Raw genomic sequence first — 12648 nt, forward strand, 5'->3', positions numbered from 1 at the left:
GGGAGTTGGGCGGCAGTGCAGCGGAAGGCGTACGCCACCGGCGCGGCGGTCGCCGCCGTGCTGGCCGTAGGGGCCGTCGGCTGCACCGGCGGCACGGGCGAGGGCGGCGCCGCGGCCGACAGCAAGCCCGGCGCGGTCAGCGCCGAGGCCGCCACCGCCCCGCCCGGCACCTACCGGAGCCTGCCCGAGCCCTGCGGCGCGGTCGACGCCGGCGTCCTGAAGGCGATGCTGCCCGGCGCGGGGGGCGGTTCCGCCGGGGAGGGCGACCCGGAGGCGTACGAGGGCGACCAGACCGTCACCTACGACAACGACCGCCGGGTCGGCTGCCGCTGGAAGAGCTCGGCCGGTCCGGGCAGCCACCACCTGCTGGTCGACTTCGAGCGGGTCGTCTCCTACGACCCGGCCGTCAGCGACGACCGGCGGGCCGAGCTCCTCTACGAGGACATGGCGCTGGAGGCGGGCATCCCGCCCTCGGCCCCCGAGGACGACGACGGTGGCGCGGGCGCCGGGGACGGCGGCGGGGAGCCGGCCGGGGGCGCCGGGACGGACGGACCGGGGGAGACGCGGAGCCCGGAGGAGTCCGGGGAGGACGGGCGGTCCGGGGAGCCGGAGGAGCCGCGGGGGTCGGCGAGCCCCTCCACCGGGGAGAGCGGGGGCGACGGCGGCGAGGGCGACGGCGGGGCGTCCGGCCCGCCGGACGCCGCGGAACTGGCGCCGCGCCCCCTGGAGGGCATCGGCGACGCCGCCTACCTCGACGACGAGTTGGTGACGGCCGCCTCGGGCGTCCACCGCGACATCACCCTGGTCTTCCGGACCGGGAACGTCATCGTCACCGTCGAGTACGAGCAGTGGGTGACGGACAAGCGGAGGCTTCCCGACAGCGCGGAGCTCCAGAAGAGGGCCCGCGAGCTGGCCGAACGGCTCGCCGGGGAGTTCGAGGACTGAGGCGCCGGGCCGCCCGTCCGCGGGCTGAGAGACCGGCCACACCCCGCGGCCGCGCGGCCCGGGCGGGTCCGCGGCCGTCCTAGGCTTCTGCGGTGTCGTCCCCGGGGGGCGTACCGTGCCGTCCGACAGGGCGTGCCCCGGTCGCCCAGCACATCGGAAGCGAAGGAACCATGCACCGTAACGCCACGCGCACAGCCGTCCGTACGCTCGCCTGCGCCGCCGTTCCCATGCTGCTGGCCGCGGGCTGCTCCTCCGGCTCCGACGGCGGGGACAAGGCCCGGCCCACGCCCAGCGCCCCCTCCTCCAGCGCGCCCCCGAGCCCGGCGCCGGTGAAGTTCACCACGCTGCCCGACCCCTGCAAGACGCTCCCCGAGAAGACGGTCGAGGACGTGGTCCCCGAGGCCGAGGGGGGCGGCAAGAACCTGGGGTCCAAGGACGCCGACGGCTACGGCACCTGCCTGTGGAGCGGCCTGGACGGATACCAGTACCGCGCGCTCACCGTCTCCCTCAAGCGGTTCGACTCCGACCTGACCCTCGGCAGCGGCGCCGAGCGGGCCGCCGAGTACGCCGGGCAGCAGGTCGCGGCGGTCGGCGAGGACAAGGAGAACCAGAAGGTGGAGGAGGCCCCGCTGGACGGGGTCGGGGACCAGGCGACGACCATATCCTTCGAGACGGAGCGGAAGAGCGGGAAGAAGACCGAGGAGTACCGCGAGCAGCGGGTCGTCGCCGTCACCGGCAACGTCGTGGTGGTCGTGGACTACGAGGGCGCCGGCCTGGAGGAGGACAGGACGCCGAAGGCCGACGACATCCGCAAGGGCGCCGAGCGGGCCGCCAAGGACGCGGTGAAGGCCGTCAAGTAGCGGCGGCCGGACGGCGGGAGGCCCCCTCCCGGCGCTCCCCTCCCCTCCCCGCGTTCCCCGGCTCCCCGGCGCGATCCCGGCCCCGCCCGTCCCGGCCCGGTCCGCGTCCCCGGCGGGGCATCCGCCCGACGACCTCCCGAGGACACAGCAGTGCAACTGACACGGACTCACCGCATACTCGTCGGCGTGGTCGTGGCCGGAGCGGTGGTGATCGCGGCGATCGGCTTCGCCGGGTCCTACGCCGCCGTCCGCGACCTCGCCGAGAAGAAGGGCTTCGGGGGCTTCGCCCCGTTCTTCCCCATCGGCATCGACGCCGGGATCGTGGTGCTGCTGGCCCTGGACCTGCTGCTGACCTGGATCCGCATCCCCTTCCCGCTGCTGCGGCAGACCGCCTGGCTGCTGACGGCCGCCACCATCGCCTTCAACGGCGCCGCCGCCTGGCCGGACCCGCTGGGCGTCGGCATGCACGCGGTGATCCCCGTGCTGTTCGTCGTGGCCGTCGAGGCCGCCCGGCACGCGGTCGGCAGGATCGCCGACATCACCGCCGACCGCCACATGGAGGGCGTGCGCATCTCCCGCTGGCTGCTGGCCTTCCCCTCCACCTTCCGGCTGTGGCGCCGGATGAAGCTGTGGGAGCTGCGCTCCTACGACCAGGTCATCCGCATGGAGCAGGACCGCCTGATCTACGAGGCGCGGCTGCGGGCCCGCTACGGGCGCGGCTGGAAGCGGCGGGCACCGGTGGAGGCGCTGATGCCGCTGCGGCTGGCGCGGTACGGGGTGCCGCTGTCGGAGACCGCCCCGGCCGGGCTGGCTGCCGCCGGCATCGAGCCGCGCCTCGTCCCCTCGGCGGGCACGGGCGGCGCGGCGGCGGACGGTGCGGTGACGGCGGAGGGCGCCGTGGCCGCGGGGAACGCGGCGGTGGCGGGCACCCCGGTCCCGGACGGTGCGGTGGCGGCGGCACGGGAGGCGCCCGTGCCCGAACTGGAGGCGCCCGCGCGGGGGCCGCAGGGCCCGGCGGACCGGCGGCCGGACAGGGTCATCCCGCCCGACTGGGAGGCGCGGCCCGACCCGGACCCGGCCCCGGAGTCCGCCGCGGAGCCGGACCCGGGGGCGGTCCCGGCCCCGGAGGGCGCCCTCCCGGAGCCGGCTCCGGCGCCAGGGCCGGAGCCCCGGCCCGAGCCCGCGTACGCGGCGGCCGCCCCGGCCCCCGCCGGCCCCGCCACCGGGACCCCGACCGTGCCGGTGACCGAGGGGGGCCGCCGCCGGCCGATGGGGCGGCCCGACGGCGCGCGGCCCGCGCCCGTGCCCGCCCCGCGCGAGGCGGCGCCGGCCCGGACCCCGGCCGCGCCGCCGGAACCGGACGACTCCGTGCCGGCCGGCATCCCGGAGGGCATGGTCTACACGGAGGTCTACTACCGGGCCTACCAGCAGTACATCGCCGACCACGGCGACCGCCCCAACGCCCGGCAGCTGGCCCGGGCCCTCTACGACGAGCACGGCGTGACCAACGCCGACGGCGGCCTGCTGAGCGAGGGTCACCTCCGCATGTACCTGCGGGAGTTCAAGCACCGCTACAACGCCGAGATGGGCCTGGCGGGCTGAGGCCGGCCCCCGGAAACGCCGGAAGTCGGCCCGGCCCGTTCGTGCACGGGCCGGGCCGGCTTCCGGTGCCGGCCGGCGGGGCCCTCAGGCGCCCAGCAGCTTGCGGACCCGGCCGGCGCCCACCGCCAGCAGCAGCGTGGGCAGCCGCGGACCGGTGTCGCGTCCCACCAGCAGCCTGTACAGCAGCGCGAAGAAGGCGCGCTGGGCGACCTTCAGCTCCGGCGTCGGCTTGGCGTCCGGCGCCAGGCCCGCCTGCACCTTGGGCACGCCGTAGACGAGGGCGGTGAGCCCGTCCAGCGACCAGTGCTCGTCCAGGCCCTCCAGCAGCAGCCGCAGGGACTCGCGCTGGGTGTCGTCGAGCGAGGCCAGCAGTTCGGCGTCCGGCTCCTCGCGGACCCGGGTGCGCTGCTCGGCCGGGACCTGGGTGCTGATCCACCGCTGCGCGCAGTCCAGGCGCGGGCGCGTCTCGTCCAGGGCGCGGACCGGGTTGTCCGGGTCCAGTTCGCTCAGGATGCGCAGGGTCTGCTCCTCGTCCCCGGTGGTGACGTCCACCACCGAGGCCAGGGTGCGGTACGGCAGCGGACGCGGGGTGCGGGGCAGCTCGCCGGAGGCCGTGGAGGTGGCGCGGCGGTGGGCGGCGGCGTCCGCGGGCTGCGCGGTGCCGTCGGCGACCTTGCGCTCCAGCGCGTCCCACTCGTCGTAGAGCCGCTGGATCTCCTGGTCGAAGGCGACCTTGAAGGACTGGTTGGGCCGGCGGCGGGCGTACAGCCAGCGCAGCAGCGGCGCCTCCATGATCTCCAGCGCGTCGGCCGGGGTGGGCACCCCGCCCTTGGAGCTGGACATCTTCGCCATGCCGCTGATGCCGACGAAGGCGTACATCGGGCCGATCGGCTGCTCGCCCCCGAAGACCTCCTTCACCAGCTGGCCGCCGACGACGAACGAGGAACCGGGCGACTGGTGGTCGACGCCGGAGGGCTCGAAGACCACGCCCTCGTACTTCCAGCGCATCGGCCAGTCGACCTTCCACACCAGCTTGCCGCGGCGGTGCTCGGAGAGCAGCACCGTCTCCTCGTGGCCGCACCGGCACACGTAGGTCAGCTCGGTGCTCTCGTCGTCGTACGCGGTGATCGTCGTCAGGTCGCGGTCGCAGACGGAGCAGTACGGCTTGTACGGGAAGTACCCGGCGCCGCCCGAGCTGCCGTCGTCCTCGCCCGCGGCGCCCGAGCCCTCGGCGGCCTCGATCTCGGCGTCGTCCATCGGCTTCTGCTGCTTCGCGGCCTTGGCGGCGCCCTCCGGCGTCACCTTGGTGCGGTAGCGGTCCAGGACGGCGTCGATGCGCTCGCGCTCGCGCATGGCGTACAGGATCTGCTCGGTGTAGGCGCCGGAGGTGTACATCTGCGTCTGGCTGATGCCGCGCACCTCGACGCCCAGCTCGTCCAGCGCCCGCACCATGGCGGCCCGGAAGTGCTCGGCCCAGTTGGGGTGCTCGCTGCCGGGCGGCGCGGGCACGGAGGTGAGGGGCTTGCCGATGTGCTCGGACCACGAGGCGTCGACGCCGTCGATGCCCGCGGGGACCTTGCGGAAGCGGTCGTAGTCGTCCCAGGACAGGATGTGCTCGCAGGCCACGCCGCGCCGCCTGATCTCGTCGGCGACCAGGTGCGGCACCATGACCTCGCGGAGGTTGCCGAGGTGGATCGGGCCGGAGGGGCTCAGGCCCGAGGCGCAGACGACGGGTTTGCCGGGGGCGCGGCGCTCCGCCTCGGCGATGACCTCGTCCGCGATGCGGGAGACCCAGTCGGTCTCTGTGCTCTGAGCCACGGTCGGCACGTCCCTCTCCTGGCTGTGGGTTCCTGGTCCCCGGCGCCCGGGTGGCGGTGTCCGGGATGACGGTTCCATTCTTTCAGACGTGCCGCGGCCTCCGCGTCCGTGATATCCGCGGGAGACGGCGGCCCCCCGCGTGGGATACTGGACCGATCCGGAAACCCCCACTCAGAGGAACGGCATCCCTCCATGGCCTCGGTCACCTCCCTCGCCGCCACCGTCCACCAGCGTGTCGCGGACGCCCTCTCGGCAGCCCTGCCGGAGGCCGCCTCCGCCGATCCGCTGCTGCGACGCAGCGACCGGGCGGACTTCCAGGCCAACGGGATGCTGGCGCTGGCCAAGAAGCTCAAGGGCAACCCGCGGGAGCTGGCGGCGAAGGTCGTCGGGGAGCTGCCGGAGTCGGAGGAGATCGCGCAGATCGAGGTCTCCGGTCCGGGCTTCGTCAACATCACGGTCGCCGACGGCGCGATCGTGCGGACCCTGGCGGCGCGGGCGGCCGACGAGCGGCTGGGCGTGCCGTACGCGGAGGACCCGGGCACCACGGTGATCGACTACTCCCAGCCCAACGTGGCCAAGGAGATGCACGTCGGGCACCTGCGCTCCACGGTGATCGGCGACGCGGTCGTGAAGATCCTGGAGCACCGGGGCGAGAAGGTGATCCGGCGCCACCACATCGGCGACTGGGGCACCCAGTTCGGCATGCTCATCCAGTACCTGGAGGAGCACCCGCACGAGCTGGACCACGGCGGGGACGCCCCGGGCACCGCCGGGGAGTCCGGCGAGGCCGCGATGTCCCGGCTGAACCGGCTCTACAAGGCGTCGCGGGTGCTGTTCGACTCCGACGAGGAGTTCAAGCAGCGGGCCCGGGACCGGGTGGTGCTGCTCCAGAGCGGCGACGAGCGCACGCTGGAGACGTGGCGGAGGATCGTCGGCGAGTCGATGATCTACTTCCACGCGGTCTACGACCAGCTCGACGTGGAGGTCCGCGACGAGGACGTGGTCGGCGAGAGCGCCTACAACGACGACCTCCAGCAGGTCGTGAAGGAGTTGGAGGAGAGCGGGGTCGCCGTCCGCTCCGAGGGCGCGCTGTGCGTGTTCTTCGACGACGTCAAGGGCCCCGACGGCAAGCCCGTCCCGCTGATCGTGCAGAAGTCCAACGGCGGCTTCGGCTACGCCGCCACCGACCTGGCCGCCATCCGCGACCGGGTGGGGAGGCTGGGCGCCGACACCCTGCTGTACGTGGTGGACGCCCGGCAGGCGCTGCACTTCAAGATGGTCTTCGAGACCGCGCGCCGGGCCGGCTGGCTGCCCGAGGGCGCCGCGCGGCAGCTGGCGTTCGGCACGGTGCTGGGCAGGGACGGCAAGCCGTTCAAGACCCGTGAGGGCGAGACGGTCCGGCTGGTCGACCTGCTGGGCGAGGCCGTCGAGCGGGCCACGGCCGTGGTGCGGGAGAAGGCCGAGCAGGGCGGGCTGGACCTCACCGCGGAGGAGATCGCCGAGCGCGGCGCCCAGGTGGGCATCGGCGCGGTGAAGTACGCCGACCTGTCGACGTCGATGTCCCGCGACTACGTCTTCGACCTGGACCGGATGGTCTCCCTCAACGGCGACACCAGCGTCTACCTGCAGTACGCCTACGCCCGGATCCAGTCCATCCTGCGCAAGGCGGGCGACACGAGGCCGGCCGCGCACCCGGAGCTGCGGCTGGAGCCGGCCGAGCGGGCGCTGGGCCTGCACCTGGACGAGTTCGCCGAGACGCTGGAGGCCGTGGCCGAGACGTACGAGCCCCACAAGCTGGCCGCCTACCTGTACGGGCTGGCCTCGCGCTACACGGCGTTCTACGACCAGTGCCCGGTGCTGAAGGCCGGGGACGCGGCGACGGTGGAGAACCGGCTGTTCCTGTGCGACCTGACCGCCCGGACCCTGCGCCAGGGCATGGCGCTGCTGGGCATCCGCACGCCCGAGCGGCTGTGACCCCGCGCCGCCGCGGCGGCCGGTGAACGTGGCGAGCGCCCGCCCCCGGGAAGAGGGGGCGGGCGCTCGCGCGTCCGCGGGCCGCGGCGGTTCAGCGCTCGCGGTGCACCTTGGTGTTGGAGGCCTGGGCGCGGGGCCGGACGACCAGCAGGTCGACGTTGACGTGCGGCGGGCGGGTGACGGCCCAGGCGACGGTGTCGGCCACGTCCTCGGCGGTCAGCGGCTCGGCGACGCCCGCGTAGACCGCGTCGGCCCTCTCGGCGTCCCCGCGGAAGCGGGTGAGGGAGAACTCCTCGGTGCGCACCATGCCCGGCGCGATCTCGACGACCCGCACGGGCTGCCCGCACACCTCCAGGCGCAGGGTCTCGGCCAGGACGTGGGCGCCGTGCTTGGCGGCGACGTAGCCCGCCCCGCCCTCGTAGGTGCCGTGGCCGGCGGTGGAGGTGAGCACGAGCACGGTGCCGTCGCCGGAGGCGACCAGCGCCGGGAGCAGCGCCTGCGTCACGTTGAGCACGCCCAGGACGTTGACCTCGTACATCGCCCGCCAGTCGGCCGGGTCGCCGGTGGCCACCGGGTCCAGGCCCAGGGCGCCGCCCGCGTTGTTGACCAGCACGCTGCCGGGGGCGAGGGGGCCGAGCCGGTCGGCGAAGGCGTCCACGGCCGGACGGTCGGTGACGTCCAGGACGTGGGCCAGGGCCTGGTGTCCGGCGGCGGTCAGCTCGGCGGCCAGCGCCTCGATCCGCTCGGCGCGGCGGGCGGTGAGCACGGTCCGGTAGCCCTCGGCGGCCAGCCGCCGCGCGGTCGCGGCGCCGATCCCGCTGCTGGCGCCGGTGACGACGGCGGTGGGCGCGGCGGACCGGTCGGCGGACCGCTCGGTGGACGGGGACATGGGCGGGCCCTCCCGGTGGTGGACGTGTCGTTGCCGCTCGCAGGATAGGGCTCGGGGCCGGGGAGCCGGGTCGCCCTCCCCGGGGTGCGGCCGTGCGCGGCGGGCCGGGACCGCCTCCGGCCCGCCCGGCCCGCTCGGGCCGGGAGCCGGATCTTGGGGGTCAGGGCCAGACCAGGCAGTACGGCTGGTGGCCCGCCTCGTGGAGCCGGTGGGAGAAGTCCTGCCACTCGTGCAGGAGCCGGTAGACGTCGAACGCGTCGCGCGGGCCGCCGCGGTCGGGGACGGTGGACCAGATGAAGGCGGCGGCGCCCACCGACTCCTCGCCGATCCCGCGCAGCGGGTCGACGACGGCCATGGGGAGCTTGACCACCGCGTAGTCGGAGCGGAGCACGACCAGCTCCAGCGGAGGCACCTTGTGCAGGGGTATGCCCTCTATGCCGGTGAGGACCATCGCGGCCATCGTCTCGGGCTTGATCCTGGTGAACATGCCGTGCCCCAGCTCGTCGCCGCCGAGTTCCTCCGGGCGCATCGAGATGGGCACGCGGGCGGCGGTGGCGCCGTCCGGCGCGCCGAAGTACTTGTAGGTCACGGCCACCCGGCCACCCTTGACGCTCCTCGTCTCCGCCGCCTCGGGCGTCCCGGGCGCCTCGTGGGGCACCTCGCGGGCCGCCTCCCGCCGGTGCCGGCCCCGCGCGCGCCTGGGGCCCGGCCCCAGGTCCCCCGTGCCCTCGCCAAGTCCGCCACCGCGCTGCATGTCACCACCCGACCATTTGCGGCCCCCGCCGCGCAACCAGATCATCGTCTCAGAGACTTCCAGAGACCTCCCCGTCTGACGGGCCGCGAAACGCCCGGCCGCACATGCGCGCGAAGCTCTGAGACCATGGCTTGCGTGAGCTATCCGTACGAAGCCCCAGTATCGCAGTCGCTGTACGACCGCGCCGCCGTCGTGACGCCGGGAGGCGTGAACTCTCCGGTGCGAGCCTTCCGGGCCGTGGGCGGTACGCCCCGCTTCATGGTGTCCGGTGCCGGTCCGTACCTCACCGACGCCGACGGCCGCGAGTACGTCGACCTGGTGTGCTCGTGGGGTCCGATGATCCTGGGGCACGCCCACCCCGCCGTGACCGACGCGGTCCGGGCGGCGGTCTCGCGCGGCACGTCCTTCGGTACCCCCGGCCCGGGAGAGGTGGAGCTGGCCGAGGAGATCGTCGCCCGCATCGCCCCCGTGGACCAGGTGCGGCTGGTCTCCTCCGGGACCGAGGCCACGATGTCCGCGATCCGGCTGGCGCGCGGCTTCACCGGCCGCGCCAAGGTGGTCAAGTTCGCCGGCTGCTACCACGGCCACGTCGACGCCCTGCTGGCCGCCGCCGGCTCGGGCGTGGCCACCTTCGGCCTGCCCGACACCCCCGGTGTGACGGGTGCGCAGGCCGGGGACACCCTGGTGCTGCCGTACAACGACCTGGCGGCCGTGGCCGCCGCCTTCGAGGCGCACCCCGGCGAGATCGCCTGCGTGATCACCGAGGCGTCGCCGGGCAACATGGGCGTGGTGCCGCCGCGCGAGGGCTTCAACGCCGGGCTGAAGGAGCTGTGCGAGCGCCACGGCGCCCTGTACATCTCCGACGAGGTGATGACCGGCTTCCGCGTCTCGAAGGCGGGCTGGTACGGCATCGACGGCGTCGTGCCGGACCTGATGACCTTCGGCAAGGTGATGGGCGGCGGCTTCCCGGCCGCGGCCTTCGGCGGCCGGGCCGACGTGATGGCCCACCTCGCCCCCGCCGGCCCCGTCTACCAGGCCGGCACCCTCTCGGGGAACCCGGTGGCCACCGCCGCCGGCCTCGCCCAGCTGAGGCTGCTGGACGACGCGGCGTACGAGAGGCTGGACGCCGTCTCCGCCGAGGTCCGCTCCCTGGTGGCCGAGGCGCTGGCCGGGGAGGGCGTGGCGCACCGCATCCAGACCGCGGGCAACATGTTCTCCGTCTTCTTCACCGACGAGGAGGTGGTGGACTACGCCGCCGCCCGGCGGCAGGAGTCGTTCCGCTTCACCGCCTTCTTCCACGAGATGCTCGCCCGGGGCGTCTACCTGCCCCCGTCGGCCTTCGAGGCGTGGTTCGTCTCCACCGCGCTCGACGACACGGCGGTCGAGCGCATCGCCGCCGCCCTGCCCGCCGCCGCGCGCGCCGCCGCCCGGGCCGGCGAGTCCGCGGAGGCCGGGGCATGACGGCGGACGCGCGGAGGAGCACGGGCGCGCCGGACCCGTCGGAGACGACGGATCCGGCGGACGTGACGGTCACCCGGGAGAGCGCGGGGGAGCGGGAGCAGCACGCCGGCGGGCAGCGCACCGTCGTCCACCTGATGCGGCACGGCGAGGTGGAGAACCCCAAGGGCATCCTCTACGGCCGCCTCCCCGGCTACCACCTCTCCGAGCTGGGCCGCCGGATGGCCGAGCGGGTCGCCGAGCACCTGGCCGGACGCGACATCACCCACGTCGTGGCCTCCCCGCTGGAGCGCGCCCAGGAGACCGCCGCCCCGATCGCCAAGCTCCACGGCCTGGACGTGGCCGCCGACGCGCGGCTGATCGAGGCGGACAACATCTTCCAGGGCAAGACCTTCGGCGTCGGGGACGGCGCCCTGCGGCGGATCACCAACTGGCCGCACCTGCGCAACCCCTTCCGGCCGTCGTGGGGCGAGCCGTACATCGACCAGGTGGTGCGGATGATGGCCGCGCTCCAGGCCGCCCGCGACGCCGCCCGCGGCCACGAGGCGGTCTGCGTCAGCCACCAGCTCCCGATCTGGATCGTGCGCAGCTTCGTCGAGCGCCGCCGCCTGTGGCACGACCCGCGCAGGCGGCAGTGCACCCTGGCGTCGCTGACGACCTTCACCTTCGTCGGCGACCGGATCGTCTCGGTCGGCTACACCGAGCCGGCCCGCGACCTCGTCCCGCCCCACCTGCGGGCCGGGGCGAGGCGGGTCAGGGGGAAGAGCAGGGGGTTCGGGGCCTGACCGCGGCAGGCCGGCCCGGGACCGCCGGGGACGCGGCCAGCGGGGCGGTGCGCCGGGTGCGCCGCAGCGGTGAACCCCGTCACGTCCGCCCGGTGAAGCAGCAGGTCCGGGGCGGGGCGCGCGGTACCGGCCGGGGGCGGAGGAAGGACCGCGGACGGAGCATGGGAAACTTTTCACATGATTCTTCGCGCTACCGGACCCCGCCGCCGCTCCCGGCTGTCCGCGGCCGTGGCCGCCGCCGCGGCGGGCGTGCTGTTCCTGTCGGGGTGCGGCGGGGACGGCCAGACGCAGAGCAGCGGCTCCGGCAAGAACTACGTCGAGGGGAAGGGCGCCGTCGACAAGGTGGCGCCGGAGGAGCGCCGGCCCGCTCCGGAGCTCTCCGGCGAGACGGTGGACGGCGGGCACCTGAGCACGGCCGACTACCGGGGCGACGTCCTGGTCGTCAACGTGTGGGGATCGTGGTGCCCGCCCTGCCGCGCCGAGATGCCGCACCTGGTGAAGGTGGCGGAGGAGACCGAGGACCAGGGGGTGCGGTTCGTCGGGATCAACACCCGCGACCTGGACCGGGTCCCGGCCCAGCGGTTCGAGAAGGAGTACGAGGTCCCCTACCCCAGCCTGTACGACCCCTCCGGGAAGCTCCTCCTGCGCTTCCCCAAGGGCAGCCTCAACCCGCAGGCGATCCCTTCGACGATCTTCATCGACCGTGACGGCAGGATCGCCGCGCGGGCCCTCAAGCCGCTCGGCGAGGAGGAGCTCCGCTCCCTCCTCGACCCCCTGATCAAGGAGAAGTGAGGCGGATGCGCCACCTCGCCTCCGTCCCGGGCGCCACCGACACCGTCCTCTCCGGCGGGCTGCTCCTGGCGGTTCCCGTCGCGCTGCTGGCCGGACTGGTGTCGTTCTTCTCGCCCTGCGTGCTGCCCCTGATCCCCGGATACCTGTCGTACGTCACGGGGATCGGCGGAGCCGACCTGGCGGAGGCCCGGCGGTGGCGGATGGTGCTCGGCTCCTCCCTGTTCGTCGTGGGCTTCACCGCGGTGTTCGTCTCGGGCGGCGCGCTCTTCGGGTACTTCGGGCAGACGCTCCTGGCCCACCAGGAGGTGCTGGGGCGGATCCTGGGTGTGCTGCTGGTCGTGATGGGCCTGCTCTTCATGGGGCTGCTCGGGGGCGTGGGGCAACGCGAGTTCCGGTTCCACCGCAGACCGGCCGTGGGCCTGGCCGGCGCCCCCCTGCTCGGCGTGCTCTTCGGGGTCGGCTGGACGCCCTGCCTGGGGCCCACGCTGTCCGCCGTCAGCTTCCTGGCCGTCAACGAGGCGAGCGCGGCCAGGGGCGCGCTGCTGACCACCGTCTACTGCCTGGGGCTGGGGCTGCCGCTGGTGCTGACCGCCGTCGCCTTCCGGCGGGCGCTCGGCGCCTTCTCCTGGGTCAAGCGGCACTACGTGTGGGTCATGAGGACCGGCGGGGGCATGCTGATCGCCCTGGGCGTCCTGATGCTCACCGGGGTCTGGGACCTGGTGCTCACCGAAATCCGTGGCTGGACCGGCAGCTTCACCGTAGGGATCTGAC

Annotated in this window: 11 protein-coding genes; 8 read left to right on the forward strand and 3 right to left on the reverse strand. The window is 74.5% G+C overall.

The genetic code is table 11. The features are described 5' to 3' along the window. Positions 1 to 15 precede the first annotated feature (15 nt). The 3 genes from ACFSJS_RS24695 (at position 16) to ACFSJS_RS24705 (ending at position 3407) form a co-directional block, all read left to right on the forward strand. Positions 16 to 945, forward strand: coding sequence for a hypothetical protein (locus ACFSJS_RS24695; protein ID WP_380904099.1), 930 nt, complete (start codon positions 16 to 18; stop codon positions 943 to 945). A gap of 170 nt (positions 946 to 1115) precedes the next feature. After that, a complete protein-coding gene (locus ACFSJS_RS24700) occupies positions 1116 to 1805 on the forward strand; it encodes a DUF3558 family protein (protein WP_380904101.1) in 690 nt (229 codons plus the stop codon). A 156-nt stretch (positions 1806 to 1961) separates the two neighbouring features. Next, positions 1962 to 3407, forward strand: coding sequence for a DUF2637 domain-containing protein (locus tag ACFSJS_RS24705; RefSeq protein WP_380904197.1), 1446 nt, complete (start codon positions 1962 to 1964; stop codon positions 3405 to 3407). An 84-nt stretch (positions 3408 to 3491) separates the two neighbouring features. On the opposite strand, the gene lysS is transcribed toward ACFSJS_RS24705, so the two are convergent. Further along, entirely contained in the window at positions 3492 to 5234 is a 1743-nt protein-coding gene (lysS, locus tag ACFSJS_RS24710; protein ID WP_380904103.1) for a lysine--tRNA ligase, read from the reverse strand. A gap of 183 nt (positions 5235 to 5417) precedes the next feature. On the opposite strand from lysS, the gene argS reads away from it, so the two are divergent. Further along, positions 5418 to 7199: an arginine--tRNA ligase gene (gene argS / locus ACFSJS_RS24715; RefSeq protein ID WP_380904105.1), complete on the forward strand. Its 1782-nt coding sequence runs from the start codon at positions 5418 to 5420 to the stop codon at positions 7197 to 7199. Positions 7200 to 7290: 91 nt separating this feature from the next. On the opposite strand, the gene ACFSJS_RS24720 is transcribed toward argS, so the two are convergent. Both ACFSJS_RS24720 and ACFSJS_RS24725 read right to left on the reverse strand, forming a co-directional pair. Then, entirely contained in the window at positions 7291 to 8088 is a 798-nt protein-coding gene (locus ACFSJS_RS24720; protein ID WP_380904107.1) for an SDR family NAD(P)-dependent oxidoreductase, read from the reverse strand. A gap of 160 nt (positions 8089 to 8248) precedes the next feature. Continuing rightward, positions 8249 to 8842: a hypothetical protein gene (locus tag ACFSJS_RS24725; RefSeq protein ID WP_380904109.1), complete on the reverse strand. Its 594-nt coding sequence runs from the start codon at positions 8840 to 8842 to the stop codon at positions 8249 to 8251. A gap of 126 nt (positions 8843 to 8968) precedes the next feature. Between ACFSJS_RS24725 and hemL the strand changes: the two genes are divergently transcribed. From hemL to ACFSJS_RS24745, 4 genes are all read left to right on the forward strand, one after another. Next, positions 8969 to 10303, forward strand: a complete 1335-nt coding sequence (gene hemL, locus ACFSJS_RS24730; RefSeq protein ID WP_380904111.1) for a glutamate-1-semialdehyde 2,1-aminomutase — start codon at positions 8969 to 8971, stop codon at positions 10301 to 10303. Between the two features lie 134 nt (positions 10304 to 10437). Further along, positions 10438 to 11085: a histidine phosphatase family protein gene (locus ACFSJS_RS24735; protein WP_380904199.1), complete on the forward strand. Its 648-nt coding sequence runs from the start codon at positions 10438 to 10440 to the stop codon at positions 11083 to 11085. 177 nt (positions 11086 to 11262) lie between these two features. Next, entirely contained in the window at positions 11263 to 11877 is a 615-nt protein-coding gene (locus ACFSJS_RS24740; protein WP_380904113.1) for a TlpA family protein disulfide reductase, read from the forward strand. A gap of 5 nt (positions 11878 to 11882) precedes the next feature. After that, positions 11883 to 12647: a cytochrome c biogenesis CcdA family protein gene (locus tag ACFSJS_RS24745; RefSeq protein ID WP_380904115.1), complete on the forward strand. Its 765-nt coding sequence runs from the start codon at positions 11883 to 11885 to the stop codon at positions 12645 to 12647. Position 12648: the final 1 nt, after the last annotated feature.

It is taken from the genome of Streptomyces desertarenae, from assembly GCF_042681365.1.
Taxonomy (GTDB): Bacteria; Actinomycetota; Actinomycetes; order Streptomycetales; family Streptomycetaceae; genus Streptomyces; species Streptomyces desertarenae.

What these genes read in the sequence shown, in the direction of transcription:
- hemL (WP_380904111.1), top strand. Translation starts at nt 8,969, where the DNA reads ATGGCTTGCGTGAGCTATCCGTACGAAGCCCCAGTATCGCAGTCGCTG.
- argS (WP_380904105.1), top strand. Translation starts at nt 5,418, where the DNA reads ATGGCCTCGGTCACCTCCCTCGCCGCCACCGTCCACCAGCGTGTCGCG.
- ACFSJS_RS24700 (WP_380904101.1), top strand. Translation starts at nt 1,116, where the DNA reads ATGCACCGTAACGCCACGCGCACAGCCGTCCGTACGCTCGCCTGCGCC.
- ACFSJS_RS24725 (WP_380904109.1), bottom strand. Translation starts at nt 8,842, where the DNA reads ATGCAGCGCGGTGGCGGACTTGGCGAGGGCACGGGGGACCTGGGGCCG.
- ACFSJS_RS24740 (WP_380904113.1), top strand. Translation starts at nt 11,263, where the DNA reads ATGATTCTTCGCGCTACCGGACCCCGCCGCCGCTCCCGGCTGTCCGCG.
- ACFSJS_RS24720 (WP_380904107.1), bottom strand. Translation starts at nt 8,088, where the DNA reads ATGTCCCCGTCCACCGAGCGGTCCGCCGACCGGTCCGCCGCGCCCACC.
- ACFSJS_RS24735 (WP_380904199.1), top strand. Translation starts at nt 10,438, where the DNA reads ATGCGGCACGGCGAGGTGGAGAACCCCAAGGGCATCCTCTACGGCCGC.
- ACFSJS_RS24745 (WP_380904115.1), top strand. Translation starts at nt 11,883, where the DNA reads ATGCGCCACCTCGCCTCCGTCCCGGGCGCCACCGACACCGTCCTCTCC.